Genomic DNA, 25,486 nt, shown 5'->3' on the forward strand with positions numbered 1-25,486 from the left:
ATCAGGCGAGGTCGCGCCGCGCCGCGATCTTCGACGACAGGCCGAAGATCTCGATGAAGCCCTGCGCCTTCGACTGGTCGAACGTGTCGCCCGAGTCGTACGTCGCCAGGTTGAAGTCGTACAGCGACTCCTCGGACTTCCGGCCGGTGACGACAGCGCGACCGCCCTGCAGAGTCATCCGGATGTCACCGGTGACATGCTGGTTGGCCTCGTTGATGAAGCCGTCCAGGGCGCGCTTGAGCGGGGAGAACCACAGGCCGTCGTAGACCATCTCGCCCCAGCGCTGCTCGACCTGCCGCTTGTAGCGGGCCAGCTCGCGCTCGACCGTGACGTTCTCCAGCTCCTGGTGGGCGGTGATCAGCGCGATCGCGCCCGGAGCCTCGTACACCTCACGGGATTTGATGCCGACCAGCCGGTCCTCGACCATGTCGATCCGGCCGATGCCCTGCGCGCCGGCCCGCTCGTTGAGCTGCTGGATCGCCTGCAGGACGGTGACGGGCTTGCCGTCGATGGCGACCGGGACGCCTTCCTTGAAGGAGATGACGACCTCATCGGCCTCGCGCTGCACGGCCGGGTTCGAGGTGTACTCGTAAATGTCCTCGATCGGCCCGTTCCAGATGTCCTCCAGGAAGCCGGTCTCGACGGCCCGCCCGAAGACGTTCTGGTCGATGGAGTACGGCGACTTCTTGGTGGTCGCGATGGGGAGCTGCTTCTCCTCGCAGAAGGCGATCGCCTTGTCCCGGGTCATGGCGTAGTCACGGACCGGGGCGATGCACTTCAGATCGGGACCGAGCGCGGAGATACCGGCCTCGAACCGCACCTGGTCATTGCCCTTGCCGGTGCAGCCGTGGGCGACGATACCGGCGTTGTGCTTCTTGGCGGCGGCGACGAGGTGCTTGACGATCGTCGGCCGGGAGAGGGCGGAGACCAGCGGGTAGCGGTCCATGTAGAGGGCGTTGGCCTTGATCGCCGGGAGGCAGTACTCGTCGGCGAATTCATCCTTGGCGTCGGCCACCTCGGCCTCGACGGCACCGCAGGCGAGCGCGCGCTTGCGGATGACGTCCAGGTCCTCGCCGCCCTGGCCGACGTCCACGGCAACGGCGATGACCTCGGCGCCCGTCTCCTCGGCGATCCAGCCGATGGCGACGGAGGTGTCCAGACCGCCCGAGTAGGCGAGTACGACGCGCTCGGTCACTGGTTTCTCCTTACGATGCATTCGGTGATGGGTATAACTATGCAGTCCTCCGTATGTTTTGTCAACGCGGTCCGTACGGTCCCTGCGGAGCGTGCCTCGCCAGGAGCGCGAGACGAATACCGGAGCCCGGAACTGCCTGATACAAGAGCCCCGAACTGCCTGCCCCGGTGATCGATCACCGCGGATAATCCCTCGTATGGGACAGCGCTACGTACGAATAGAAGGCCGTATCCGCAGCTTCATCGAGCAACAGCCCGTCTTCTTCACCGCCACCGCCCCGCTCGGCGGCGAGGGGCATATCAACCTCTCCCCCAAGGGCCGCAGCGGCACGCTCGTCGTCATCGACGAGCTGACCCTGGCCTATCTCGACTTCGGCGGCAGCGGTGCCGAGACCATCGCTCACCTCCGTGAGGAAGGGAATGGGCGCATCACGCTGATGTGGTGCGCGTTCACCGGCCCGCCCAAGGTGCTGCGGGTGCACGGCAGCGGTGAGGCGATCTTCCGCGACGACCCGCGCTGGGCCGATTTCATCCCGCACTTCAAGGAGGTCGACGGGCCGAGCGCCCGCGCGATCATCGTCATCCACGCGCAGCGGATCAGCGACGCCTGCGGTTTCGCCGTGCCCTTCATGGAGTACCAGGAGGAGCGCACGCAGCACGCGGAGCACTTCGGCCGTAAGTCGGACGAGGAGTTCGCCGCGTACTGCGAGAAGAAGGACCACGTCGGGGTGAGCCTGGACGGGCTGCCGGCGCTGCCGCTCCCCCTCCCCGCGCGTACGGACTGACCCCGGGAAGTGTCCGGGTGCGCGTACGGCGCAGTCCGGGCGGCGCACCCCCCGTGCCGCGCGTACGGTCATGAACCATGCGCCCCGGACTCGCACTTGGCTCCGTTCTCCTTCTGCTCGCCGCCGGTACGGTCGCGGCCGTGCCCGGCCGCGCGGCCACGCTCCCCGAACGGATGGCCGACACGGGCGGCGGCACCCAGCTGATCACCGCCGAGGCCCCGAGCGCCGGCTCCACCACGGGCAGGGTCACCTGGTGGGACCGGCGCCGCGACGGGCGGTGGGTGACGGTGGGCTCGGCCGCGGCACGGTTCGGCGCGAAGGGCCTGGTCGAGGGCGGTAGCCGGAGACAGAGCACCTTCACCACCCCGACCGGGCTGTACGGCCTGCCGTACGCCTTCGGGACCAGGGCCGCTGCCGCCTCGACCGACTACCCCTACCGCCGGGTGACGGAGAAGTCCTGGTGGTGCCAGGACAACGGATCCCGCGCGTACAACCGCTGGGTGGAGGGGCTGCCCGCCGACTGCCGGGCTGCCGAGTCCGAGCATCTGGTCACGTACGCGACGCAGTACGCCCGGGCCCTGGTCATCGGCTTCAACTACGACCGTCCGGTGCGCGGTCGGGGCGCCGGCATCTTCCTCCATGTCAACGGGCGTGGCGCGACGGCCGGTTGTGTGTCCGTGCCGGACGCGGCCATGCGCCGGATCCTGGCCTGGGCCGACCAGCACCGCGACCCGCACATCGCCATCGGCACCGCTTCGGGACGCACGGCCGTCACGCGCTACTGACCGGGCTCGGCCACGTCACAGATTGCACAACCGCCCCTCGAGTTGAACTCCACGCGCCTCGTATGCGTATCCCCGTACGCGAAGAGGTACAGCCGAGGAGCAGTCGTGGCGATGTTGCAGAGCGGTCGGGCCGCAAGACGCCAGACCATGCGGGCGATCCGGCCCCAGCGTGACCCGGCGGTGGCGCTGCTGGCCGTCGCCTGGGCAGGGGCGGTGGCCGTGCTGTCCCTGTGGTGGCAGAACACTGCGGTGGTGCATATGACCACCGCCGAGTGGCTGATCGGTGCCGGAAGGATCACCGGTCTGCTGGGCGGATACATGATCGCGCTGGTGGTGCTGCTGATGGCACGCGTCCCGGCGCTGGAACGGCGGGTGGGTTCCGACCGGGTGACCCGCTGGCACGCGATGAGCGGCCGCTACGCGATCAGTCTGATCGTCGCGCATGTCGTACTGACCGTCTGGGGGTACGCCGTCCAGGCCCGTACCGGCCTCGTGGAGCAGACCGTCACCGTCGTCGTCGACTTCCCCGAAATGATCAAGGCGGCGATCGGCACCGGGCTCCTGCTCCTCATCGGCTTCGTCTCGGCCGGGGCGGTACGCCGACGGATGTCGTACGAGACGTGGTACTACCTGCACCTTCTCACCTATGTCGCGGTGTATCTGACCTTCTGGCACCAGCTGGCGACGGGTGCCGAGTTCGTGGCGAACCCCATGGTGCGCACCGTCTGGTACGTGCTGTACGGAGCGGTCGGCGCGCTGCTGCTCTGGTACCGCGTCCTGTCGCCCGTCCGGCTCAATCTCTGGCACCGGATGCGGGTCGAGTCGACCGTGGACGAGGCACCCGGTGTGGTCTCCGTGCTGATCACCGGGCGACGGCTGCACCGGCTCGGTGCCGAGGCGGGTCAGTTCTTCCGCTGGCGGTTCCTCACCAAGGGGCTGCGCTGGAGCGCCAATCCGTACTCGCTCTCCGCCCCGCCCCGCCCCACCCTGATGCGAATCACCGTCAAGGCGGTCGGGAAGCACAGCACGGCCCTCTCCCGGCTGGAGCCGGGGACGCGGATCTGGGCAGAAGGCCCCTACGGAGCCATGACCGCCGGCCGCCGGAGCCGCAACAAGGTGCTGCTGATCGCGGGCGGCGCCGGGATCACCCCGCTGCGCGCGCTGTTCGAGACGCTGCCCGGCGGCCCGGGCGATCTGACGCTGCTCTACCGGGCCAGCAAGAGGCAGGACCTGGCGCTCTGGAACGAGCTTGAGCAGATCGCTCAGCGCCGGGACGCACAGCTGATGTACGCGGTGAACGGTCCCGACGGGGCCCGGCCCGAGATCACCGCCGAGCGGCTGACGGAGGTGCTGCCCGATATCGACGAGCACGACGTCTATCTCTGCGGGCCGCCCGGTCTCGCCGAGGAGTCGTACCAGGCACTGCGCGAAGCAGGAGTGCCGTCCCGCCGGATCCACCACGAGTCCTTCGAGATGTGAGGCCGTCCTTGAAGAGGAAACATCCGCTTCGCCGGATCATGATCGGCGCCGCCGCCACCGTGTCAGGTGTCGTCCTGCTGCTCGCACTGAAGCAACCGGGCAACACCGTGGCCGGGGCCTCGTCGCAGGCCGGGGCTCAGGTGCCGCCCGCCGGCTCGGCGTCCGCCGGGAACGGGGCCGGGGCCGCGGGGGGACAGACGGTGCTCGGTGCCGTCGCCGGCACGCAGTACGGCGACGTCCAGGTCCAGCTCACGTTCAGCGGCGGCAGAATCACCGGGGCACAGGCGGTGAAGGCGCCCAGCGCCGACCCCAGGAGCCGGCAGGTCGCCGCCGACGCGATCCCCAAGCTCAACCAGGCCGTGATGACGGCGCAGAGCGCGCAGATCGACGCGGTCTCCGGGGCCAGCTACACCAGCCAGGGCTACATCAAGTCCCTGCAGAGCGCACTCGACAAGGCCGGGACTGCGGGGGCTGCGGGGGCTGCGGGGGCGGCGGCGGGCTCCGGCACCGGGGATTCCGGCAGCGACGGGTCCGGCGCGCAGGCCGGTGCACAACCCGGAGCAGGGACGCAGCCCGGAGGGGACTCGGGTTCCGGTGCGGGCTCCGGCTCGGGCTCCGGCTCCGGTGGCGCCCAGGCGACGAAAACCGTCCTCGGCGACGTGGCCGACACCCAGTACGGCCCCGTGCAGGTCCGGATCACGGTCAGCGGCGGCAAGGTCACCGCGGCCGACGCCGTCAAGGCGCCCAGCGCTGACGCCAACAGCCGGCAGATCGCCGCCAAGGCTGTGCCCAGACTGAACCAGGCCGCGGTCACGGCGCAGAGCGCGCAGATCGACGCGGTCTCCGGGGCCAGCTACACCAGCCAGGGCTACATCAAGTCCCTGCAGAGCGCACTCGACAAGGCAGGTCTGTGATGCCCGCCGGGGAGCGCCTGCGCCATGTCGAGCACTCCATGGGCACGGTCTTCTCGTTCGACATCCGTATCGCCACCGGCAGCGACTCTCCCAGGGTGCGCGCCGGACTCGCCGCCGCCGTGGCCGGTCTGCACCGCGTGGACGAGATCTTCTCGACATACCGTCGGGACAGCCAGCTCAGCCGACTCGCCCGCGGCGAACTCTCGCTCGGGGACTGTGTCACCGAGGTCGCCGAAGTGCTCGAGCTGTGCGCGGACGCGGAGCGGGAGAGCGACGGCTGGTTCACCGCCCGCCACGCCGGCGAGCTCGATCCGACCGGTCTGGTCAAGGGCTGGGCGGTGGAGTGCGCGGTCCGCATGCTCGCCTCGTCCGGTGCGGATTCGGTCTGCCTCAACGGAGGCGGCGACATCCAGCTGTACGGCGGCCCCTGGCGGGTGGGCGTCAGTGACCCGCTGCACCCGGGCGAGCTCGTCACGGTGATCGAGGCCGACGAGAGCCTCGCCGTCGCCACATCGGGCCCGGCCGAGCGCGGCTGCCACATCCTCGACCCGCACACCCGCCGGCCACCCGCCGAGGCGATGGCGTCAATGACCGTCGTCTGCCCGGGGCTGACCCACGCGGACGCCCGGGCGACTGCCGCGTACGCCATGGGCGGGCGGGCCCGCGACTGGCTGGAGGAGCTGCCCGATACCGAGGGCTTTGCGGTCAATGCCGACGGCAGCACCTGGCGGACCAGCGGATTCGCCCGCCACACGGCGAAGTTGACGGCCTGACGACCGGACCGCCGGCGGCCTCAGCGGTCGTTCTGGGCCAGGCGCAGCAGATGGTCCGCGAGCGCCTGGCCGCCGTTCGGGTCGCGGCTGATCAGCATCAGTGTGTCGTCGCCCGCGATCGTGCCGAGGATGTCGTGCAGTTCGGCCTGGTCGATGGCCGAGGCGAGGAACTGGGCCGCGCCCGGAGGCGTACGCAGCACCACGAGGTTGGCGGAGGCCTCGGCGGAGATGAGCAGTTCGGCCGAGAGGCGCCGCATGCGCTCCTCCTTGGCCGACTCGCCGAGCGGGGCCTGCGGGGTGCGGAAGCCACCCTCGCTGGGCACGGCGTAGATCAGCTCACCGCCGGTGTTGCGGAGCTTCACCGCGCCCAGCTCGTCGAGGTCGCGGGAGAGCGTCGCCTGGGTGACGCTCAGTCCGTTGTCCGCCAGGAGCTTCGCCAGCTGGCTCTGCGACCGCACCGGCTGCCGGTTGAGGATGTCCACGATCCGGCGGTGGCGGGCCGTGCGGGTCTGCGGTACGGCGGGCCCGCCGTGCTCGGTGTCCTGCGCCTCGGTCATCGTCGTCGTCTCATTCCCCGGATCGTCCTTCCCCGTACGCACCGTCGAGGATGCCCGGCAGCGCCTGGAGGAACGCGTCCACTTCCGCGTCACCGATGATCAGTGGCGGCATGAGCCGCACGACATCGGGAGCGGGAGCGTTCACCAGGAAACCGGCATCCTGAGCTGCCTGCTGCACCTGCGGTGCGAGGGGCTCGGTGAGCACGATACCCAGCAGCAGGCCCTCGCCACGGACGTGGGAGACCAGCGGGTGGCCATGCTTGCCGTCGGCGCCCTCGATTCCGTCGCGCAGCTTCTCGCCGAGGCGCTTCACCTCGTCGAGGACTCCGTCGGCCGCGAGGGTGTCGAGCACGGCGAGTCCGGCCGCGCAGGCGACCGGGTTGCCGCCGAACGTCGTGCCGTGCTGGCCGGGCCGGAGCAGGTCCGCGGCCTGGCCGAAGGCGACGGCCGCGCCGATCGGGAGCCCGCCGCCGAGACCCTTGGCGAGCGTGACGACATCGGGCTCCACGCCCTGGTGTGCCTGGTACTCGAACCAGTGGCCGGTCCGCCCGATACCCGTCTGGACCTCGTCGAGGACGAGCAGCGTGCCGGTGGCCAGGGTGATTTCCCGGGCGGCCTCCAGATAGCCCTTGGGCGGGACGATCACGCCGTTCTCGCCCTGGATCGGCTCGATGACGACCAGCGCGGTCTCTTCGGTGACCACGGCCCGCAGCGCCTCGACATCGCCGTACGGGACGTGTGTGACGTCTCCCGGCAGCGGCAGGAACGGCTCCCGCTTGCCCGGCTGGCCGGTGAGGGCGAGGGAGCCCATCGTGCGGCCGTGGAAGCCGCCGTCGGTGGCGACCATGTGCGTGCGGCCAGTCAGCCGGCCGATCTTGAAGGCGGCTTCGTTGGCCTCCGCGCCGGAGTTGCAGAAGAAGACGCGGCCGGGGCGGCCGAAGAGCTGGATCAGCCGCTCGGCGAGTGCGACGGGGGGCTCGGCGACGTAGAGGTTGGAGACATGGCCGAGGGAGGCGATCTGCCGGGAGACGGCGTCGACGACGGCGGGGTGGGCGTGGCCGAGCGCGTTCACGGCGATGCCACCGACGAAGTCGGTGTACTCGGTGCCGTCCGCGTCCCAGACCTTGGCTCCCTCGCCGCGTACGAGGGACAGCTTCGGCGTGCCGTAGTTGTCCGTCATCACGCCCTGCCAGCGCTGTGTGAGCTCCTCGTTGCTCATGACTCCCCCTGTGGCGGTAGCTGTCCGTCGGGCACGACCATCGTGCCGATGCCCTCGTCGGTGAAGATCTCCAGCAGGATCGAGTGCTGGACCCGGCCGTCGATCACGCGCGCGGTGTTGACCCCGTTGCGTACGGCGTGCAGACAGCCCTCCATCTTGGGGACCATGCCGCTGGAGAGGTCGGGCAGCAGCTTCTCCAGCTGGGTGGCGGTGAGCCTGCTGATCACTTCGTCGCTGTTCGGCCAGTCCTCGTAGAGGCCTTCGACATCGGTGAGGACCATCAGTGTCTCGGCGCCCAGCGCGGCGGCGAGCGCGGCCGCCGCGGTGTCGGCGTTGACGTTGTATACATGGTTGTCGTCGGCGGAGCGCGCGATGGAGGAGATGACCGGGATACGGCCGTCCTCCAGGAGCGCCTCGATGGCGCCCGTGTCGATCTTGGTGATCTCACCGACGCGGCCGATGTCGACCAACTCGCCGTCGATCTGCGGCTGGTGCTTGGTGGCGGTGATGGTGTGGGCGTCCTCGCCGGTCATCCCGACGGCCAGTGGGCCGTGCTGGTTGAGCAGCCCGACGAGCTCACGCTGGACCTGACCGGCCAGCACCATCCGTACGACGTCCATGGCCTCGGGCGTGGTGACCCTCAGGCCCGCCTTGAACTCGCTGACCAGGCCGTGCTTGTCGAGCTGGGCGCTGATCTGCGGACCGCCGCCGTGGACCACGACCGGCTTGAGGCCGGCGTGGCGCAGGAAGACGACATCCTGCGCGAAGGCCGCCTTGAGGTCCTCGTCGATCATGGCGTTGCCGCCGAACTTGATGACGACGGTCTTTCCGTTGTGCCGGGTCAGCCAGGGCAGCGCCTCGATGAGGATCTGGGCCTTGGGCAGCGCGGTGTGCTTACGGGCGCTCATGAGGAGTACGCGCTGTTCTCGTGGACGTAGTCGGCGGTGAGGTCGTTGGCCCAGATCACGGCGGAATCGGACCCGGCGGAGAGGTCGGCGGTGATCTTCACCTCGCGGTAGCGCATGTCGACCAGGTCCCGGTCCTCGCCGACGCTGCCGTTCTTGCAGACCCAGATGTCGTTGATGGCGACGTTCAGCCGGTCGGGCTCGAAGGCGGCCTGTGTGGTGCCGATGGCGGAGAGCACCCGGCCCCAGTTGGGGTCCTCGCCGTGGATGGCGCACTTGAGGAGGTTGTTACGGGCGATGGAGCGGCCCACCTCGACGGCGTCGTCCTCGGTCGCGGCGTTGATGACCTCGATACGGATGTCCTTGCTGGCGCCCTCGGCGTCACCGATCAGCTGGCGGGCGAGATCGTCGCAGACGGTCCGAACGGCCTCGGCGAACTCCTCGTACCGGGGTGTGAGCTCACTGGCTCCGGAGGCGAGCAGCAGCACGGTGTCGTTGGTGGACATACAGCCGTCGGAGTCGATCCGGTCGAAGGTCTGCCGGGTGGCGTCGCGCAGCGCCTTGTCGAGCGTCGCGGCCTCGAGGTCGGCGTCGGTGGTGAGGACGACGAGCATGGTGGCGAGGCCGGGGGCGAGCATGCCAGCGCCCTTGGCCATACCGCCGACGGTCCAGCCGTCCTTGGTGACCACAGCGGTCTTGTGGACGGTGTCGGTGGTCTTGATGGCGATGGCGGCCTTCTCACCGCCGTGCGCGGAGAGCTCGGTGGCGGCCTTCTCGATGCCGGCGACGATCTTGTTCATCGGCAGCAGCAGACCGATCAGCCCGGTGGAGGCGACGGCGACCTCGCCGGCACTCTGGCCGAGCACCTCGGCGGCCTTCTCTGCGGTCGCGTGGGTGTCCTGGAAACCCTGCGGGCCCGTACAGGCGTTGGCGCCACCGGAGTTGAGGACGACCGCGGTGACTTCGCCGCCGCGGAGGACCTGCTCGGACCAGAGGACGGGCGCGGCCTTGACGCGGTTGGAGGTGAAGACGCCCGCGGCGGCGCGGCGGGGACCGTTGTTGACCACGAGGGCCAGGTCCGGATTGCCGTTCTCCTTGATCCCGGCGGCGATGCCCGCCGCCGTGAATCCCTTGGCTGCCGTGACGCTCACTGCATCTCCTTGTTCGTTTCTCCGCCCGCGCGGCACGGCGGTGCGGCCTTCGTCGTTGTCAGCAGCCCGGCGGCTGCGCGTGCGTCGCTCACGGAGCGACTCCGACCGTGGAAAGTCCGGTGTCCTCGGGGAGCCCGAGGGCGAGGTTCATGCTCTGCACCGCGCCGCCCGCGGTGCCCTTGGTGAGGTTGTCGATGGCGCTGATCGCGATGATGCGGCCGGCGGCCTCGTCGTACGCGACCTGGATCTGGACGGCGTTCGACCCGTGAACGGAAGCGGTGGCGGGCCACTGGCCCTCGGGGAGCAGGTGGACGAACGGCTCGTCCTGGAGCGCCTTCTCGTACGCGGTCCGTACGTCCTGAGCCGTCGTGCCCGGCTTCGCCTTCGCGCTGCACGTGGCGAGAATGCCGCGGGCCATGGGCGCGAGCGTGGGCGTGAAGGAGACGGTGACCCGCTCGCCGGCCGCCGCGCTCAGGTTCTGGATCATCTCGGGGGTATGGCGGTGGCTGCCGCCGACGCCGTACGGGCTCATCGAGCCCATCACCTCGGAGCCGAGCAGATGCGGCTTGGGCGCCTTGCCCGCGCCGGAGGTGCCGGAGGCGGCGGTGATCACCGCTTCGGGCTCGGCGAGCGAGGCCGCGTACGCCGGGAAGAGGGCGAGCGTGACGGCGGTGGGATAGCAACCGGGTACGGCGATGCGCTTGGTCCCTTGCAGCGCGGCACGGGCGCCCGGCAGTTCGGGGAGGCCGTAGGGCCAGGTCCCGGCGTGCGGCGAGCCGTAGAACGTCTCCCAGTCGGCCGCGTCCTCCAGCCGGAAGTCGGCCCCCATGTCGACGACGAGGACCTCGTCGCCGAGCTGCTCGGCGACGGCGGCGGACTGACCGTGCGGGAGCGCGAGAAAGACGACCTCGTGCCCGGTGAGTACCTCGGCGGTGGTCGGCTCGAGCACCCGCCCGGCGAGCGGGAGCAGATGCGGCTGCAGGCCACCGAGCTTCTGGCCCGCGTTGGAGTTGCCGGTGAGGGCGCCGATCTCGATCTCAGGGTGGGCGAGGAGCAGCCGGAGGAGTTCTCCGCCCGCGTAACCGCTCGCTCCTGCCACTGCTGCTCGTACCGCCATCGAACCCTCCTCGTCGATGGCATGACTATACGCAGCGTTGCAGATTTATGCAACGACTGGAGGGTGAGGGCGGCGACCTCGTGAGTGTGACTGAGCGCGCTACTTGGCCCTTGAGCGCGATAGTTGGCCCGTTGTGTATTCCACTTGGCCTCCCGCACCGCCGCTGGCCATGCCCGAGGCCATCTGGCCGGGCGTGAGGCCTTGTAGCCTGGCACGCCACCTCATGGCAAAGTGATCATGTTGGACTGACTGTGGTGGGGGAGACACATGAGGCGACATCTCAGAACGGCGGCAGCGGCCATGCTCACGGCGGTGCTGGCTGGCTGTGGCGGGAGCGGGGGAAGTGCGATCCCTCCGACGAGCGGCCCGGGTCAGGCCTCGGTTCCAGCGGGCCCCTACCGGTTGAAGATGCCCAAGGCGGTGCTCAAGGGCGTCTTCACGGAGTCCGACCATTCGGCGCCCGATCAGAACATCCCGATGATGCTCTCGGGCCAGATCGAGCACGGCGTCTCCGCCTTCGCCGCCTATCAGCCGGCCGACCGAACCACGGAAACGTCGGGGCCCGTGCTCGCGGTGACCGGGGTGTACGGAACCGTGCTGAACCCAGTCACGGCCCGCGACGAGTTCCTGAAGATTCTCGACCGTCGGACCAGCGTCCCGGACAGGCGCTCCACCGTGATCATCGGCCCTCGCACGATCATCCCTCAGGGCTCCTCGGAGCCCGTGTCCTGCCGGATCGTCCAAGAGGTCGATCAGTTCGGCCGACCTGGGAACCCGACTGTTCCTGGGCCGACGGTTCGGCCGTGGCGCACGTGTCCCAGACCGTGGACTTCAAGAAGCCGCCGGCCGAGTTCGACCTTGAGGCCTTCGCCGCGAAGACGGCGATCATCCGCAACGAGGTCCGCGCCCCCATAGCGCCATAGACGCTCGGACGGCTGGCTCCCATCCATTGGCCCTCACTCCGACTGGCGGTGTTTTCGCAGCTCAGATGGCCTCGGGCATGGCCAGCGGCGGTGCGGGAGGCCAAGTGGAATGCACAACGGGCCAACTATCGCGCTCAAGGGCCAAGTAGCGCGCTCAGTCACAGTGAGACGTTGCGTTCGGCTGGCGGGCTCGCAGTCGACCTGGGGGTTGCGACTGAGGCGCCGCCGGCGGCCGCGCGGCGATCCTTGTCGACTTCCCCGGAGGGAGCGGGTCAGTTGCCGGGGTGGGCGGCTGTCCAGCCGTGTTCGAGAAGGGCGAAGACCTCGTCGGCGGCACGCCGCGGGTCGGGGTGCCGCCGAATGAGACCCCGGGCTTCCAGCGCGAAACGGGCAAGGGCAGCGCTGGTGACGTCGGCTTCGGGGGCGCCGACCTCCTCGGCGATGGCTCGCGCCACGGCCTCTTCGTGACGCATCCACATGCGGTGGGCGTAGTCACGCAGCACCGGGGTGTCCTCCACCATGCGCATGAACGCGGCGGATCGCGGGTCCGCGACGGAAGCCTGCATCAGCAGGACACGCTCGCGCAGGGCTTGCGGGATCGACTGGCCGGGGGCGCGTTCGCGCACCGCGGCGACGAGTGCCGCTTCGAGGTCGTCGTCCTGGTCGAAGACCAGCGCCTCCTTGCTGGGGAAGTACTTGAACAACGTGGTCACCGACACGTCGGCGGCGTCGGCGACATCCTTGACGCCGACCTGGTCGTAGCCGCGGTCGAGGAAGAGCTGGAGGGCGGCGTCGGCCAGGGACCTGCGGGTCTGGGCCTTCTTGCGCTCGCGGCGCCCGGTCGGTTCGGTCACCGGCACACCGTACCCCGAAGTGCACCCACTATGAAAGTGTAGTCGTTGCACTTATTGAGCGAGTGTGCTTTCTTGGTCGCAGCGCGCCGACCTCCCGGCGACTCGCCCACCTCCCGAGGGAGAGCCCCATGAAATCCGCCAGTGACCCCCGCGTCGCAATCGTCGGCGCCGGCCTCGGCGGCCTTGCCTGCGCCCGTGTTCTGCAGCTCCACGGCCGCTCCGTCACCGTCTTCGAACACGAGGCGTCCACCGGCGCCCGCCTTCAGGGCGGCACTCTCGACATGCATGCCGGCACCGGACAGGTCGCGCTGCGCGCGGCGGGCCTGCTCGACCGATTCCGCGCCCTGGCCCGCCCTGAAGGCCAGGAGTGGCGCCTGCTCGACCCCGCGACCGCCACGGTCGTGTCTCATGAGGAGCCCGGCGACGCCGACGACGACAGGCCGGAGATCGACCGAGGCCAGTTGCGCGGTCTTCTCCTGGAATCCCTCACGGCGGGCACCGTCCGGTGGGACCGCACCGTCAGCGGGGTCGACCTGCTCGGGGACGGCAAACGCCGTCTGATCTTCAGCGACGGCACCACTGACGACTTCGACCTGATCGTCGGCGCCGACGGCGCCTGGTCACGTGTCCGCCCGGCCCTGTCCGACGCCACGCCCGGCTACACCGGTGTCACCTTCGTCGACATCGGCTTCGACGACTGCGACACCCGCCATGCCGCTCTCTCGCGGCTGGTCGGCGACGGCACCATGATGGCGAAGGCCGGCGGCAAGGGCCTGTTCGCCCAGCGCAACAGCAATAGCCACATCCGCGCCTACATCGCGTTCCGTGCCCCGGAGAACTGGCATGTGACCGCCGGCCTGGACCTTGGTGACACGGCGGCCGTGCGCAAGCACCTGCTGACGGTGTACGAGGGCTGGGACGAGAGCCTGCTCCATCTCCTGCGGTACAACGACGGCGAGTTCGTCAACCGGCCTCTGTTCGCACTGCCCGTCCCACACACCTGGGAGCACATACCCGGCGTCACCCTGCTGGGCGACGCCGCACACCTGATGCCCCCTCTCGGGCTGGGTGCCAACCTCGCCATGCTCGACGGCGCCGACCTCGCCCACGCCCTCGTCACCGAACCCGGCCTCGACGACGCCGTCCGTGCCTACGAGAGCGTCATGCTGCCGCGCTCGGCCGAGGCCGCCAAGGGCTGCGCCGAGGGACTCGACCACCTCATACCCCCGGCGGACTCCTGAGCAAAGGTCCGCCGGTTCTGCCGGGCCGCACCGGCGCCACCGGGCATGGCATGGAGCCCAACGCCCGGAGTCTCCACTGAACCAACTCTGGAAACGCGTTCCGCACTCTCCACGACGCCTCATACTCAAGGATGTGATTAGTCAAATTCTTGAGTATGATGCGGTGGCGGACGAGGAAGGGAAGGGCAGCTCGATGGCCTTGCGACATGCCGTGCTGGCGGCGCTGCTGGACGGCGAGTACAGCGGATACCAGCTGGCGAAAGCGTTCGATGACGGCGTCGCGAACTTCTGGCACGCCCTGCCCCAGCAGCTGTACGCCGAGCTGACCAAGCTGGAGAAGGAAGGGCTGGTCGCTGGTCGACAAGTGATCCAGGAGGCCCGGCCCAACAAGCGCCTGTTCACGGTCACCGACGCCGGTCGCGCCGAGCTGGAGAGGTTTGCCGCAGGCGTATCGAAGCCCTCGTTCATCCGCGACGATCTGCTCGTCAAGGTCCAGGCCGCCGACCGCATCGGCACCGCGCCGGTGATCGAACAGCTCGAAGAGCGAGCGTCCGCGGCCGAGGCCAAGATCGGGCTTCTGGGCAAGCTGCTGCGGCAGATGCGCGGCGCTGCGGACGAGGAGGAGTTCCTGCGCCGCGGCGAGCGGATCGGGCCGTACCTGACGTGCCTGCGCGGCCTGGCCTTCGAGCAGGGCCACCGGGACTGGTGCCTGCGGATCGCGGCGGTCCTGAGGGAAAGGCAGACGACTCATGTCGAACGGTGAATACCAGCGCTACGTCGCCCTGGGCGACAGCCAGACCGAAGGGCTCGGCGACGGGGACGACATCGTCGGCCTACGCGGCTGGGCCGACCGGCTCGCCGAGCACCTCGCGGCGGTCAACCCCGGGCTTCGGTACGCCAATCTGGCCGTACGAGGACGTGTCGCCGGCCAGGTCCGCGCTGAACAGCTGGGGCCCGCACTGGCTTTGCACCCCGACCTGGCCACCGTCGTCGCCGGGGTCAACGATCTGCTCCGGCCCCGGTTCGACGCCGCAGACGTGGCCGGGCACCTGGAAGAGATGTTCGCCGCGCTCACGGCCGCCGGGGCTCAGGTGGCGACCGTGACCTTCCCCGACGTGGGGAAGATCGCGCCCCTTGCCCGGCCGATCAGGTCCCGCGTGTTCGACCTCAACACCCGCATCCGCGCTGCGGCCGCCCGTCACGGGGTCGCCGTAGCCGAAACCGGCCGGCAGGCCATCTCCACCGACCCACGGCTGTGGGCCGCGGACCGACTCCATGCCAGCCCCCTGGGCCACGAGCGGATCGCCGCAGCCGTTGCCCAAGCTCTCCACCTGCCCGGCAGCGACGACGCTTGGACGCTCCCCCTACCGCCCCATACGATCCCCGCGGGCCGGCAAACCGCAGGAGCCGAACTGCGCTGGGCGGCCGCATTCCTCGGCCCCTGGCTCGGACGCCGTCTGCGCGGTCGGTCCTCCGGCGACGGCCGCACCGCAAAACGCCCCCAGCTCCTGCCCCTGAGCGCGACGTCCGACTCCCCGGCAGACACCGGTCAGCGGGAATCTTCGTAGGACTGCGCCAGGGCCGTTGGTGTGCTTCTACTACTGGGGAGCAGCGGTGGCAGCAAGCGCGGCCCATGCTCAACTGACGGCTCCGGTACGGGCGTACCGGCCGGGTGATGCCCACGACCCGCTTGAAGTGCCGGGTGAGGTGGGACTGGTCGTAGAAGCCGGCGGCGGTCGCCACCTCGCCCGGCGGCTGTACGGGCCGTGCGCAAGGACCAGCTCGATCTGTTTGGGATGGCCGTTTACGACCCCGCAGCGCGGTGGACAAGGTCCTCAAGGGCGCGCGAATGCACCCCTGAGCGACTTCTCATCTCGCCGATCCGATCCCGATCCCCACCGGCATTCGGGCGGCTGAGCGCCTTCCACGGAGCGGAACGACGCTGTTGACGACCTCGGCGTCGTCGAGGGAGACAGGTCAGGAACGCGGTCGGCCGGGTTGATCGGCTTCCGCCGCGTTCTTCTCCTTGATGCGCGCCGCTTCCTTCCGGACCTCGGCCTGGGTAGCACGTTCCCGCTGCAGCCACTCGGGACTGTCCTTCTTCAACGCGTCGATCTGCTCGGTGGTGAGGGCCTCGGTGACTCCGCCACGCGCGAGCCCCGCGATGGAGATGCCCAGCTTCGCCGCGACCACCGGCCGGGGATGCGGGCCGTTGCGTCGCAGTTCCACCAGCCACTCGGGCGGATCGGTCTGCAGCGCATTCAACTCGTTGCGCGAGATGACACCCTCCTGGAACTCGGCGGGGGTGGCCTGGAGGTACACACCCAGCTTCTTAGCCGCGGTCGCGGGCTTCATCGTCTGGGTGGTCTGGTGCGACGTCATGGTGTCAAGAGTATCGAGCGTGTGCGCTACCTCCGACCACGACCGGTAACCTGGCGGAGTGACAGGCTCGGAAGTACCCCCTTCATTCCGGCTCGCTTATGTCCCGGGCGTGACGCCGACCAAGTGGGTGCGGATCTGGAACGAGCGACTGCCCGAAATCCCACTGACCCTCGTCGCGGTGTCCGCCGCCGACGCACCCGAGGTGTTGCGGGGCGGTGGCGCCGACGCGGGTTTCGTGCGGTTGCCGGTCGACCGGACGGACCTCAGCGCGATCCCCCTCTACACCGAGACCACGGTGGTCGTAGTCCCGAAGGACCACGTCGTGGCCTCGGTCGACGAAGTGTCCGTCGAGGATCTGGCCGACGACATCGTGCTGCATCCCCTCGACGACTCCCTCGACTGGGAACGTCTGCCGGGACAGCCCGCGAACGAACGGCCCGCCACGACGGCGGACGCGATCGAGCTGGTGGCGGCAGGAGTGGGGCTGCTCGTCGTCCCGCAGTCACTCGCCCGCCTGCACCACCGCAAGGACCTCACGTATCGGCCGGTCTCGGATGCCCCCGAGTCGCGCATCGCGCTTTCCTGGCCACAGGACGAGACCACCGAACTGGTGGAGGACTTCATCGGGATCGTCCGCGGGCGGACCGTCAACAGCTCACGGGGTCGCTCCCCGGCACCGGCCCAACCGAAGCCGAAGCCGAAGCGTCCCGCTACAGGCGGCGCACGGCGGAAGCCCGCAGCCGGCAAGTCGACCGGTTCGACCGGCAAGAGCCCGCGGAGCGGTTCCGGCGGCGCCAAGGGCGGCAAACCTCGCCGCCGGTCGTAGCCCCGGCGTCGCACATTCGTGGGCTTCCGCGCCGGCCCGCCGGTCCGAAGACCGCCAGGGGGCCGTTTGCGGTTCTGTCCCGCACGTGCACCGGGCCTGCGGCGACTTGACCTGGGCGGCACTGTGGGTGCCGGGACTGTCGGAGACGGCGCTCTCACCGGACTGTTCCTGCTCCTGCTCCTGCTCCTGCTCCTGCTCCTTGTCCTGAGTCCCTGCGGACTGCCCCTGGTCGGGGGCGCTCCGGTCGCCCTCCTGAATGTTGTCCCGGTCCGGACCGTCGGTGTTCTCACCCGGGTCGGAGGTGTCCGTTCGACGGCATCGCGGAACTCGTCATCGCCGACGACGGGCGAGGCATCCCGCAAGCCGATCGGCAACGCGTCTTCGGCCGCCTCACCCGCCTGGACGAGGCACACGCCACGGACACCGGCGGCAGCTGATTCGGCCTCGCCATCGTCCATGACATCGTCACCACCCACCACGGCTGCCCCCACGTCGAGGACAACGCCCCCGGCGCGCGCCTCGTCGTACGCCTCCCGCCTCCCGCCTCCCGCCTCCCGCCTCCCGCCTCCACCAGCTGACCACCTTTGGCCGCGCCCGTGTCGATCCGGCCGGAAGCCGTTCGTATAGAGGGTGGGAGACCGGCACGGAGCCGGCCTCGACCTCCAAGGAGAGACGCCATGAAGCACTACCTGCTCAGCGTGATCCAGCCGTCGTCCGCAGAGAAGCCCGCGCCGGAGGTGCTGGAAGAGATCAGGCGGGAGCTCGACGTCTTCCATCAGGAACTGAAGGCCGCCGACGCATGGGTCTTTGCCGGAGGGCTGCACGCCCCGAGCACGGCCACCGTGGTCCAGGTCAAGGGCGGCGACGCCCTGATGACCGACGGCCCGTACGCCGAAGGCAAGGAGCACATCGGCGGGCTGTGCATCGTCAAGGCGCCCGATCTGGACTCCGCGCTCGAATGGGGCCGTAAGGCCGCCCGCGCGACCACGCTCCCGATCGAGGTACGGCCGTTCCTGGGCGAAGCCGCGGAGTGACACCCGATATGCCTGCCGGCACCGTCGGGGAGATCGAGCGCGTGTTCCGTGCGGAGTACGGGCGCGCGGTAGCCGTCCTGGTCCGCCGCTTCGGCGACATCGAGATCGCCGAGGAGGCGGTCCAGGACGCGTTCGCCGCGGCGGTGGAGCGGTGGCCGGCCACCGGACTGCCGCCGAGCCCGGCCGGCTGGATCATCACGACGGCCCGCAACCGGCTGATCGACCGCCTCCGCAGGGAAGCGTCCCGCGAGGACCGGTACGCCCAGGCCGCACTGCTGTACGCCGTCGACGAACCGGCCGAGGAGGATCCTGTGCACGACGACCGGCTGCGCCTGATCTTCACCTGCTGCCACCCCGCGCTCGCCCCCGCGTCCCAGGTCGCTCTGACGCTTCGGCTGCTGGGCGGGCTGACCACCGCGGAGATCGCGGGCGCGTTCCTGGTGGCTGAGCCGACCATGGCCCAGCGGCTCGTCCGGGCCAAGGGCAAGATCCGCGACGCTCGGATCCCCTACCGGGTCCCGAAGGACGCCGATCTCCCGGACCGACTCCGGCCGGTGCTGGCCGTCGTGTACCTCATCTTCAACGAGGGCTACACAGCCAGCTCGGGCGAGCGGCTGGTGCGGGAAGACCTCTGTGCGGAGGCCATCCGGCTCGGACGCCTCCTTGCCGAGCTCATGCCCGACGAGCCCGAGGTCAAGGGGCTGCTCGCACTCATGCTGCTCACCGAGTCGCGCCGGGCCGCCCGCACCACGCGGGACGGCGGCCTGGTGCTGCTGACCGACCAGGACCGCGGTCTGTGGGACCACGACCTCGTCGCCGAGGGCCAGGCCCTGGTCCGGCAGTGTCTGAGGCGCGGTCAGCCAGGTCCGTACCAGATCCAGGCGGCGATCAACGCCGTCCACAGCGACGCACCGGTCGCGGCCGCCACGGACTGGTCGCAGATCCTGCGGCTGTACGACCAGCTGCTCGCGCTCGCCCCGAGCCCGGTCGTAGCCCTCAACCGCGCCGTCGCGGTGGCGGAGGTCGAAGGCCCGGGGGCGGGACTGGCCCTCGTCGACAGTCTCGACCTCGGCGGCTTTCATCTCTTCCACGCCGTCCGGGCCGATCTGCTGCGGCGCCTGGGCCGCGACAGCGAGGCGGCACTCGCGTACGAGGCAGCGATCGCCCGCACCGAGAATTCGGCCGAGCGTGACTTCCTGCGGCGCGGTCTCGAGTCGCTGAACCGCGCCTGACCGCTCGAGCGTGGCCGAGGACTGCCCCGTCAGCTACCCGCTTGGTGCATGCCCGCGGTCACCACCGCGGTCCCGGCGGCCGGTCGGAGGACGGCGATGTTCAGCCCTGCGTTGTCGATGTCCCCCATCGGACGCAGCACACCGTGCCCGGGGATCGGGGTGCTCCGTGCCCCGGGCAGGAGCCGCAGCTCGCCGGAGGAACCCGCGGCGCAGCTCGCTCTGCCGCCACCGGCCCCAGGTCGCGAGCAGCTGGCTCTGCGGCATGGCGGAGATCCTGGATCGGGCGAAGGTGTCGGAGGCAAACGAGGCACCGGGCGGAGGTGCAGGCACGGTCAGGCGGCCGCCTCCAGGCGCAGGCTCCAGCGGCCCGCCTGGCCGGTCAGGGTGACAGTCGACAGCGGGCGGACGTCCACGTTCCAGTACGCAGAGGGCGGCATCCTCAGCGCGTACACCAGCGCCGCCCGTACGACGGCCGGCTCGGCGACTGCGACGATGGCACCGACGTCCTCGGCGGGCCTGGTGTCCAGCCAGCTCCCTACGCGCGAGATGAACGCGAGCAGCGGCTCGCCGCCGTGCGGCGCGGAGCGCGGGTCGGCGAGCCAGGCGTCGACGGCGTCCGGCTCCCTGGCGGTCACCTCCGCGAAGGTGAAGCCGCGCCAGCGGCCCATGTCGCAGTCGCGCAGTGCCGGCTGGGCGATCGGCGCGAAGCCGAGCGCGTCGCCGGTCGCCCGGCTGCGGGCGGTCGGCGAGCAGTAGCGCAGCTCGGCGACGTTCAGCGGCACGAGGGCGTGCGCGGCAAGCTGCATCTCGTGCCAGCCGGCCTGATCGAGCGGCCGGTCGTCGTCGAAGCGCTCGGCGAGCAGGGCGGAGCTGCGGGCGGCAGCGACCAGCGTGATCCGGACACTCATGGCGTGATGGTGGTTGCGAAAGCCGCGCAGGTCAAGAGGTCACTGATGGCCGAGCGACATCCAGTTCCCGGGGTGCTGGAGGGCCTGGAAGCCGATCTTCTCGTAGACGCCGTGGGCATCCTCGGTGGCGAGGAGGACACGGCGCAGCCCGCACGGGGCGAGGTGATCGCGGGCGGCGGCGACCAGCGCGGTGCCGAGCCCCTTGCCGCGGGCGGCCCGGTCGACGTACACATCGCAGAGCCAGGCGAAGGTGGCGTGGTCGGTGACGACACGGGCGTACGCGACGAGCTCACCCGAAGTCGTCTCGTACGCCGCGAAGTTGAGCGAACCGGCGATGGCCCGGTCCTGCTTCTCTCGGCTGCGGCCCAGCGCCCAGTAAGCATCGGTGGAAAGCCAATGGTGGATGCGGGCGGCGTCCAGGCGGGCGGGGTCTGTGGAGATCGTGTACGTGCCGAAGGTCGTCTCGTTCATGGCGGGAGGTTCGCAGGCCCGGGGCCGTTCGGTCGAGCTGTTTTTCGCGGGCGAGGCAGGAGCGTTGTCAGTGGCGGCTGCGATGCTCGGATCATGACTGGGACGACTGCTGCCGACTATCTGTGGTTCGGCGAAGACTTCGACGACCTGGCCGAGGCGTACTGCATCACGCTGGTGCGCGGACTCTCGCCACAGACTCTGCTCGCGCGCCTCGGGGCTGAGGAGGAAGTGCGGGTTGCCGGGGTCCAGGGGCTGGTCGAGCCCGCGTACGACGCCTGGGACACCCACGACGGCGACCGGTTGTTCGTGGGGGTGACCGCCGTCGGCGACTGGGCGCTGATCGTCGAGCCCAACGGCTATCTAGGGATCACCGACGAGGCGGTGGCACCGATATCGCGCGGGACGACGGTCGTCTCGCACTTCCGGAACATCAATGCCGTCGACCACTTCAACTGGTTCGAGGACGGCGAACTGCGCCTCCACTTCGAGCCGCTGTTCCCCTACGGGCGCGACGGCAGCGATCCCGACGGCCTCGTCGGCACCATGCGGAAGGTGGGCTTCGACCTCAGCGAAGAAGACGGCCGCGACTACGCGTTGCACACGGAAGCCGCGTTCGCGCTGGCCGAGCGGATCACGGGGGTACTACTGACGCCGGAACTCCTCAGGACGGCGGAGTTCGTGTGCGGGACGGCGCCGCTACCGGCCCGCTGACCGTCTCGCGGCCCGGCACCAGCACCTCGTCGCACGCGGTCCGCAGCCGCCGTACGCCCTCGGCGATCTCGGCCGGTCCCGCCACGCCCGCGAAGCTCAACCGCACGTGTCCCGCAGGGGCTTCGGCGCAGAAGTAGGGGCGGCCGGATGCGACGGCGACGCCCGCGCGCAGGGCCGCGGAGAACAGTGCGGCCTCGTCCGCGCCGTCGGGAAGCCGCAGCCAGAGGTGGTAGCCGCCGGACGGGATGTGGGGCAGGGTCAGTTCGGGCAGGTGCCGCAGCAGGGCGGCGGTCATGGTGTCCCTGCGTGCCTTCAACTCCGCGGCCACCGCGCGGAGATGACGGTTCCAGGCGGGTGCGCCGACAAGTTCGAGGGCTGCTTCCTGGAGCGGGCGGGGTACGAAGAAGTTGTCGACGACTTGGATGGCGCGCAGCCGTTCCAGGACGGGTCCGCGGGCGGCCAGCATCCCCACCCGCAGGCTCGGCGAAGTCGCCTTGGTGAGCGAGCTGACATGGACGACGACGCCGTCGTGGTCGTCCGCGGCGAGCGGCCTGGGCAGCGGGCCCGCGTCCTCGTGGACCAGGCGGCGCGCGAAGTCGTCCTCGACGACGAAGGCGCCTGCCGCGCGCGCGATGCGGAGCACTTCAGGACGGCGCTCGGGTGCGAGCACCGCTCCGGTCGGGTTCTGGAAGAGCGGCTGGCAGACGAAGACCCGGGCACCGGTGGCTTGGAAGGCCGCGGCGAGCAGTTCCGTACGTACGCCGCGGGCGTCGATCGGGACCGGCACGGGCCGCAGTCCGGCGGCGCGGGCGATCGCCAGCATGCCGGGATAGGTGGGGGACTCAACAAGCACGGGGGCTCCGGGCGGGGCGAGCGCGCGCAGGGCTGTGGTCAGTGCGGACTGGCCGCCTGCCGTGATCAGTACGTCGGCGGCTCCCGTGGTGTCGCCGAGACCGCGGGCGAACCACTCGCGCAGTTCGGGCAGCCCGTCGGTGGGCGGCCGGCCCCAGGCCCCGGGCCGCCGCCCGGCCCGCGCCAGGGCCGCGGCCATCGCCTGCTCCGGCTGGAGGCTGGAATGCAGATAGCCGCCGTTGAACTCCACGACACCGGTCGCCGGCGCGGCGAGGGTGGCCAGGACCCCGGAGGCGTCAACGGCGCGCGGCACCAGTTCGGTGGCCGCGTCGGCGCTGAGGGTGACCTCCTGCCAGGAGGTGTCCTGGGGTGGCGGGGGGTCGGTACGGGGCTGCGCCCGGAACGCTCCGGCGCCGGGCCGGGTGACGACCAAGCCCTCGGCGGCAAGCTGGGCGAGCGCGCGCGAGACGGTCACCGGAGAGACCCGGAAGCGCTCCACGAGCGCCCGACTCGACGGCAGCTTTCCACCATGTGAGTAGCGGTCGAGCTCACGCTTCAGCGCATTCGCCAATTCCTTCACACTGCTACGCTCGTGCATGACAGCACAGGATAGCGCTACTCCCACCGCCTCGATAGCGGTCAGCAGCGGCACCCTCCAGGCCGCACTGGGCGTCCTCGCCTTCTCGCTCACCTTTCCGTCCACGGTCTGGGGCCTGGAGAGCTTCGGCCCCTGGTCCCTCGTCGCCGTACGGAGCGTGCTCGCCGCCGTGGTCGCGGGGGGTTTTCTGCGGGCGATGCGCGTGCCGCTCCCCGACCGCCGCCACTGGGCGGGGCTCATGGTGGTGGCCGGCGGTGTGGTCGTGGGCTTTCCGCTGCTGACCACACTCGCCCTGCAGACCTCCACCACCTCGCACGCCGCCGTGGTGGTGGGACTGCTGCCGCTGACCACCGCCGCCTTCGCGGCCGTGCGCACCGGCCGCCGCCCGTCCCGCACCTTCTGGCTTGCGGCGCTCGCCGGGGCCGCCGTGGTGATCGCGTTCACCGTGCAGCAGAGCGGTGGTGCGCTCCAGACCGGCGATCTGTACCTCTTCGGAGCCCTGCTGGTCTGCGCGGCCGGTTACACCGAGGGCGGCCGCCTTGCCCGTGAGATGCCGGGCTGGCAGGTGATCGGATGGGCGCTGATGCTCTGCCTGCCGCTGACGCTCACCGGATCGGCCGTTGCCCTGGCGTTCGAACCGGTGCGACTGACGGCCCACGGCGTGATCGGGCTCCTCTGGGTCGCCGCCGGCTCGACCTTCTTCGGCCTGTACGTCTGGTACCGGGGCATGGCCTAGATCGGCATCGCCAAGGCCAGCCAGCTCCAGCTCGCGCAGCCGCTTCTCACTCTGGTCTGGTCGGTGTCCCTGCTGGACGAGCCGCTCTCGCCCGCCGCCCCGGTGGCCGCGGTCGCCGTCCTGGTGTGCATCGCGGTCACCCAGCGCGCCCGCAGCTGAAGGTGCAACTCTCGCCCCCGGCCGTAGACTCGAAACACCACCGGACCACCGCCTTCGAGGAGGTCACTCCTGATGCAAGCGAATGTGGGCGACACACTGCTGGTGCACGGCAGGGTCGTGGGGCAGCACGACAAGCAGGCCGAAGTCGTCGAGGTGCTGGGGGCCAAAGGCACTCCTCCGTACCGCGTCCGCTTCGACGACGGGCACGAGGCGCTGATGTCTCCGGGCCCCGACTGCGTCGTGCGCCACCACGAACAGCCTTGACTCAGCCCGGGGGACGCACCCTGGTCGGATAGTGATCGGCCACCACTCTGGCCATCGCGCCGACCGGATCAGTCATGACTTCTTTGGCCGAGAAGAAGCAGTGGCCGCGTACATCGGTGTATTCGCGCGCCAGCGTGAGGTGGCGGGACAGTTCAGCGGGGTCCCGCCAGGGTGCGGGCTGGGCGGGGTCGCCCGCCTTGTAGAGGGCCTCACCGGCGTAGAGATGGACACCTGTGCCCCGTACGACGCTGTTCCACCAGGGCAGCAGCTTGGCGTAGTCGGCGGCGGCGAAGCCGATGTTCCAGTAGATCTGGGGGGCGATGTAGTCGATCCAGCCCTGCTTCACCCACTTGCGGGTATCGGCGTGCAGATGGTCATAGGTCTGCACGCCGGCCTGGGTGTCGGAGCCGAGCGGGTCGGTCGCGGCGTTGCGCCATACGCCGAAGGGGCTGATGCCGAAGCGGACGTTCTTCTTGGCCTTCTTGATTCTTTCGGCCATTTCGCGCACCAGCCGGTCGATGTTGTCGCGCCGCCAGGCGGCCTTGTCCGGGAAGCCCGCGCCGTAGCGGGCGTAGTCGGCGTCGTCGTCGAAGACCTGGCCGGCGACCGGATACGGATAGAAGTAGTCGTCGAAGTGGACGGCGTCGATGTCGTAGCGGTGGACGGCGTCCATCATCGCGCGCTGGACGAAGCTGCGGACCTCCGGAATGCCGGGGTTGTAGTAGAGCTTCCCGCCGTACGGAAGGACCCAGTCGGGGTGGACCCGGGCCGGGTGGTTCGCGACCAGCCGGGACGGGTCGGTGTGGTTCGCGACGCGGTACGGGTTGAACCAGGCGTGAAGCTCCAGACCGCGCCGGTGGGCCTCACGCACGGCGGTGCCGAGCGGGTCCCATCCGGGGTGCTGTCCCTGGACGCCGGTGAGGTACTGGGACCAGGGCTCGTACGGTGAGGGCCACAGGGCGTCAGCGGTCGGTCTGACCTGGAAGACCACGACGTTCAGCCGGCGGGCTACGGCCGCGTCGAGGTGGGCGAGGAGTTCCGCGCACTGCTCGGCGGCGGTGAGACCCGGCCGGGAGGGCCAGTCGCGGTTGGCCACGCTCGCTAACCACATGCCGCGGAATTCCCGGCTCGGCCCGTGCCGTCGACGACCTGCCCGGCCGACGGCCGGCGCGGCTGCCGCGTCCCCCGCCGTCGCCAGCGCGGCCAGCACTCCGGCCGCTGTCACGACAAACCCTCTTCTTCCGATCTGCCCCATTTGACGCCCCCTGTGTTATCGGTGCCGGCCGCCGTTTCCGCACAGCATGCCCGCCCCTGACGGTCGTGCACACCTGCATCCGGAGTAACGTCGTGGGGTCGAGGCGGGCACCGGGCATCACACGGGGGGCCCGTCCGCCGGCCTCCCGCCGGGAGACCCCA

Annotated in this window: 25 protein-coding genes and 2 pseudogenes; 14 read left to right on the plus strand and 13 right to left on the minus strand. The window is 70.2% G+C overall.

Translation table 11 applies throughout. The annotated features are described in order from the left end of the window. Position 1: 1 nt before the first annotated feature. The gene (locus OG735_RS07615) at positions 2–1,195 is read right to left on the minus strand and encodes an argininosuccinate synthase (protein ID WP_326648662.1); all 1,194 of its coding nucleotides are present in this window, start codon (positions 1,193–1,195) and stop codon (positions 2–4) included. A gap of 196 nt (positions 1,196–1,391) precedes the next feature. Between OG735_RS07615 and OG735_RS07620 the strand changes: the two genes are divergently transcribed. The 5 genes from OG735_RS07620 (at position 1,392) to OG735_RS07640 (ending at position 5,930) form a co-directional block, all read left to right on the plus strand. Beyond that, on the plus strand, positions 1,392–1,979 hold the full coding sequence (locus tag OG735_RS07620) for a pyridoxamine 5'-phosphate oxidase family protein (RefSeq protein ID WP_327322359.1): 588 nt from the start codon (positions 1,392–1,394) through the stop codon (positions 1,977–1,979). A 77-nt stretch (positions 1,980–2,056) separates the two neighbouring features. After that, on the plus strand, positions 2,057–2,764 hold the full coding sequence (locus OG735_RS07625) for a L,D-transpeptidase family protein (RefSeq protein ID WP_327322360.1): 708 nt from the start codon (positions 2,057–2,059) through the stop codon (positions 2,762–2,764). Positions 2,765–2,875: 111 nt separating this feature from the next. Beyond that, on the plus strand, positions 2,876–4,243 hold the full coding sequence (locus OG735_RS07630) for a ferredoxin reductase family protein (protein WP_327328236.1): 1,368 nt from the start codon (positions 2,876–2,878) through the stop codon (positions 4,241–4,243). Between the two features lie 38 nt (positions 4,244–4,281). Continuing rightward, entirely contained in the window at positions 4,282–5,157 is an 876-nt protein-coding gene (locus tag OG735_RS07635; protein WP_327322361.1) for an FMN-binding protein, read from the plus strand. Beyond that, complete coding sequence (locus tag OG735_RS07640) at positions 5,157–5,930, plus strand: FAD:protein FMN transferase (RefSeq protein WP_327322362.1); 774 nt, start codon at positions 5,157–5,159, stop codon at positions 5,928–5,930. Before OG735_RS07635 ends, OG735_RS07640 begins: the two co-directional genes overlap by 1 nt. A 20-nt stretch (positions 5,931–5,950) precedes the next feature. On the opposite strand, the gene OG735_RS07645 is transcribed toward OG735_RS07640, so the two are convergent. From OG735_RS07645 to OG735_RS07670, 6 genes are all read right to left on the minus strand, one after another. Then, positions 5,951–6,487, minus strand: coding sequence for an arginine repressor (locus OG735_RS07645; RefSeq protein WP_327322363.1), 537 nt, complete (start codon positions 6,485–6,487; stop codon positions 5,951–5,953). Between the two features lie 10 nt (positions 6,488–6,497). Then, a complete protein-coding gene (locus OG735_RS07650) occupies positions 6,498–7,706 on the minus strand; it encodes an acetylornithine transaminase (protein WP_327322364.1) in 1,209 nt (402 codons plus the stop codon). Then, entirely contained in the window at positions 7,703–8,614 is a 912-nt protein-coding gene (gene argB / locus OG735_RS07655) for an acetylglutamate kinase (RefSeq protein WP_327322365.1), read from the minus strand. The genes OG735_RS07650 and argB overlap by 4 nt, the downstream gene beginning before the upstream one ends. Further along, the gene (gene argJ, locus OG735_RS07660; RefSeq protein WP_327322366.1) at positions 8,611–9,762 is read right to left on the minus strand and encodes a bifunctional glutamate N-acetyltransferase/amino-acid acetyltransferase ArgJ; all 1,152 of its coding nucleotides are present in this window, start codon (positions 9,760–9,762) and stop codon (positions 8,611–8,613) included. Before argJ ends, argB begins: the two co-directional genes overlap by 4 nt. An 88-nt stretch (positions 9,763–9,850) precedes the next feature. Beyond that, positions 9,851–10,879, minus strand: coding sequence for an N-acetyl-gamma-glutamyl-phosphate reductase (gene argC / locus OG735_RS07665; RefSeq protein ID WP_327322367.1), 1,029 nt, complete (start codon positions 10,877–10,879; stop codon positions 9,851–9,853). A 1,195-nt stretch (positions 10,880–12,074) separates the two neighbouring features. Then, on the minus strand, positions 12,075–12,656 hold the full coding sequence (locus OG735_RS07670) for a TetR/AcrR family transcriptional regulator (RefSeq protein ID WP_327322368.1): 582 nt from the start codon (positions 12,654–12,656) through the stop codon (positions 12,075–12,077). Positions 12,657–12,784: 128 nt separating this feature from the next. Here OG735_RS07670 and OG735_RS07675 point away from each other — a divergent pair, with 128 nt between their 5' ends. From OG735_RS07675 to OG735_RS07685, 3 genes are all read left to right on the plus strand, one after another. Continuing rightward, entirely contained in the window at positions 12,785–13,897 is a 1,113-nt protein-coding gene (locus OG735_RS07675) for an FAD-dependent oxidoreductase (protein WP_327322369.1), read from the plus strand. A gap of 193 nt (positions 13,898–14,090) precedes the next feature. Next, complete coding sequence (locus OG735_RS07680) at positions 14,091–14,660, plus strand: PadR family transcriptional regulator (RefSeq protein WP_327328237.1); 570 nt, start codon at positions 14,091–14,093, stop codon at positions 14,658–14,660. Continuing rightward, entirely contained in the window at positions 14,647–15,465 is an 819-nt protein-coding gene (locus OG735_RS07685) for an SGNH/GDSL hydrolase family protein (protein WP_327322370.1), read from the plus strand. The genes OG735_RS07680 and OG735_RS07685 overlap by 14 nt, the downstream gene beginning before the upstream one ends. 69 nt (positions 15,466–15,534) lie before the next feature. Here OG735_RS07685 and OG735_RS07690 read toward each other — a convergent pair. Together OG735_RS07690 and OG735_RS07695 are read right to left on the minus strand one after the other, a co-directional pair. After that, positions 15,535–15,655: pseudogene (locus OG735_RS07690) on the minus strand (helix-turn-helix domain-containing protein); the annotation flags it as partial. Between the two features lie 219 nt (positions 15,656–15,874). After that, on the minus strand, positions 15,875–16,279 hold the full coding sequence (locus tag OG735_RS07695) for a DUF5997 family protein (RefSeq protein WP_327322371.1): 405 nt from the start codon (positions 16,277–16,279) through the stop codon (positions 15,875–15,877). A gap of 58 nt (positions 16,280–16,337) precedes the next feature. Between OG735_RS07695 and OG735_RS07700 the strand changes: the two genes are divergently transcribed. The 3 genes from OG735_RS07700 (at position 16,338) to OG735_RS07710 (ending at position 19,371) form a co-directional block, all read left to right on the plus strand. Then, positions 16,338–17,105, plus strand: a complete 768-nt coding sequence (locus OG735_RS07700) for a LysR substrate-binding domain-containing protein (RefSeq protein ID WP_327322372.1) — start codon at positions 16,338–16,340, stop codon at positions 17,103–17,105. 677 nt (positions 17,106–17,782) lie between these two features. Then, positions 17,783–18,139, plus strand: a complete 357-nt coding sequence (locus tag OG735_RS07705) for a YciI family protein (protein ID WP_327322373.1) — start codon at positions 17,783–17,785, stop codon at positions 18,137–18,139. Between the two features lie 8 nt (positions 18,140–18,147). After that, complete coding sequence (locus OG735_RS07710) at positions 18,148–19,371, plus strand: RNA polymerase sigma factor (RefSeq protein WP_327322374.1); 1,224 nt, start codon at positions 18,148–18,150, stop codon at positions 19,369–19,371. 332 nt (positions 19,372–19,703) lie between these two features. On the opposite strand, the gene OG735_RS07715 is transcribed toward OG735_RS07710, so the two are convergent. Together OG735_RS07715 and OG735_RS07720 are read right to left on the minus strand one after the other, a co-directional pair. Continuing rightward, complete coding sequence (locus OG735_RS07715) at positions 19,704–20,279, minus strand: histidine phosphatase family protein (RefSeq protein WP_327322375.1); 576 nt, start codon at positions 20,277–20,279, stop codon at positions 19,704–19,706. A gap of 39 nt (positions 20,280–20,318) precedes the next feature. After that, positions 20,319–20,750: a GNAT family N-acetyltransferase gene (locus tag OG735_RS07720; RefSeq protein ID WP_327322376.1), complete on the minus strand. Its 432-nt coding sequence runs from the start codon at positions 20,748–20,750 to the stop codon at positions 20,319–20,321. A gap of 93 nt (positions 20,751–20,843) precedes the next feature. Here OG735_RS07720 and OG735_RS07725 point away from each other — a divergent pair, with 93 nt between their 5' ends. After that, positions 20,844–21,461, plus strand: a complete 618-nt coding sequence (locus tag OG735_RS07725; RefSeq protein WP_327322377.1) for a DUF6461 domain-containing protein — start codon at positions 20,844–20,846, stop codon at positions 21,459–21,461. Here OG735_RS07725 and OG735_RS07730 read toward each other — a convergent pair. Next, entirely contained in the window at positions 21,412–22,911 is a 1,500-nt protein-coding gene (locus tag OG735_RS07730; RefSeq protein ID WP_327322378.1) for an aminotransferase-like domain-containing protein, read from the minus strand. The genes OG735_RS07725 and OG735_RS07730 overlap by 50 nt on opposite strands. Between OG735_RS07730 and OG735_RS07735 the strand changes: the two are divergent. Continuing rightward, positions 22,910–23,806 (plus strand): annotated as a pseudogene (locus OG735_RS07735) (DMT family transporter). The gene OG735_RS07730 and the pseudogene OG735_RS07735 overlap by 2 nt on opposite strands. A 72-nt stretch (positions 23,807–23,878) precedes the next feature. Continuing rightward, the gene (locus OG735_RS07740; protein WP_327322379.1) at positions 23,879–24,070 is read left to right on the plus strand and encodes a DUF1918 domain-containing protein; all 192 of its coding nucleotides are present in this window, start codon (positions 23,879–23,881) and stop codon (positions 24,068–24,070) included. 1 nt (position 24,071) lies between these two features. On the opposite strand, the gene OG735_RS07745 is transcribed toward OG735_RS07740, so the two are convergent. Further along, the gene (locus OG735_RS07745) at positions 24,072–25,325 is read right to left on the minus strand and encodes a glycoside hydrolase family 10 protein (RefSeq protein WP_327322380.1); all 1,254 of its coding nucleotides are present in this window, start codon (positions 25,323–25,325) and stop codon (positions 24,072–24,074) included. Positions 25,326–25,486: the final 161 nt, after the last annotated feature.

Origin of the sequence: Streptomyces sp. NBC_01210, assembly GCF_036010325.1 — a bacterium.
GTDB lineage: Bacteria > Actinomycetota > Actinomycetes > Streptomycetales > Streptomycetaceae > Streptomyces.

Bases quoted from the DNA above. Each gene is read 5' to 3' on its own strand.
- OG735_RS07620 (WP_327322359.1), top strand. From the start codon at position 1,392: ATGGGACAGCGCTACGTACGAATAGAAGGCCGTATCCGCAGCTTCATC.
- OG735_RS07625 (WP_327322360.1), top strand. From the start codon at position 2,057: ATGCGCCCCGGACTCGCACTTGGCTCCGTTCTCCTTCTGCTCGCCGCC.
- OG735_RS07630 (WP_327328236.1), top strand. From the start codon at position 2,876: ATGTTGCAGAGCGGTCGGGCCGCAAGACGCCAGACCATGCGGGCGATC.
- OG735_RS07635 (WP_327322361.1), top strand. From the start codon at position 4,282: ATGATCGGCGCCGCCGCCACCGTGTCAGGTGTCGTCCTGCTGCTCGCA.
- OG735_RS07640 (WP_327322362.1), top strand. From the start codon at position 5,157: ATGCCCGCCGGGGAGCGCCTGCGCCATGTCGAGCACTCCATGGGCACG.
- OG735_RS07645 (WP_327322363.1), bottom strand. From the start codon at position 6,487: ATGACCGAGGCGCAGGACACCGAGCACGGCGGGCCCGCCGTACCGCAG.
- OG735_RS07650 (WP_327322364.1), bottom strand. From the start codon at position 7,706: ATGAGCAACGAGGAGCTCACACAGCGCTGGCAGGGCGTGATGACGGAC.
- argB (WP_327322365.1), bottom strand. From the start codon at position 8,614: ATGAGCGCCCGTAAGCACACCGCGCTGCCCAAGGCCCAGATCCTCATC.
- argC (WP_327322367.1), bottom strand. From the start codon at position 10,879: ATGGCGGTACGAGCAGCAGTGGCAGGAGCGAGCGGTTACGCGGGCGGA.
- OG735_RS07675 (WP_327322369.1), top strand. From the start codon at position 12,785: ATGAAATCCGCCAGTGACCCCCGCGTCGCAATCGTCGGCGCCGGCCTC.
- OG735_RS07680 (WP_327328237.1), top strand. From the start codon at position 14,091: ATGGCCTTGCGACATGCCGTGCTGGCGGCGCTGCTGGACGGCGAGTAC.
- OG735_RS07685 (WP_327322370.1), top strand. From the start codon at position 14,647: ATGTCGAACGGTGAATACCAGCGCTACGTCGCCCTGGGCGACAGCCAG.
- OG735_RS07695 (WP_327322371.1), bottom strand. From the start codon at position 16,279: ATGACGTCGCACCAGACCACCCAGACGATGAAGCCCGCGACCGCGGCT.
- OG735_RS07705 (WP_327322373.1), top strand. From the start codon at position 17,783: ATGAAGCACTACCTGCTCAGCGTGATCCAGCCGTCGTCCGCAGAGAAG.
- OG735_RS07710 (WP_327322374.1), top strand. From the start codon at position 18,148: ATGCCTGCCGGCACCGTCGGGGAGATCGAGCGCGTGTTCCGTGCGGAG.
- OG735_RS07715 (WP_327322375.1), bottom strand. From the start codon at position 20,279: ATGAGTGTCCGGATCACGCTGGTCGCTGCCGCCCGCAGCTCCGCCCTG.
- OG735_RS07720 (WP_327322376.1), bottom strand. From the start codon at position 20,750: ATGAACGAGACGACCTTCGGCACGTACACGATCTCCACAGACCCCGCC.
- OG735_RS07725 (WP_327322377.1), top strand. From the start codon at position 20,844: ATGACTGGGACGACTGCTGCCGACTATCTGTGGTTCGGCGAAGACTTC.
- OG735_RS07730 (WP_327322378.1), bottom strand. From the start codon at position 22,911: ATGCACGAGCGTAGCAGTGTGAAGGAATTGGCGAATGCGCTGAAGCGT.
- OG735_RS07740 (WP_327322379.1), top strand. From the start codon at position 23,879: ATGCAAGCGAATGTGGGCGACACACTGCTGGTGCACGGCAGGGTCGTG.
- OG735_RS07745 (WP_327322380.1), bottom strand. From the start codon at position 25,325: ATGGGGCAGATCGGAAGAAGAGGGTTTGTCGTGACAGCGGCCGGAGTG.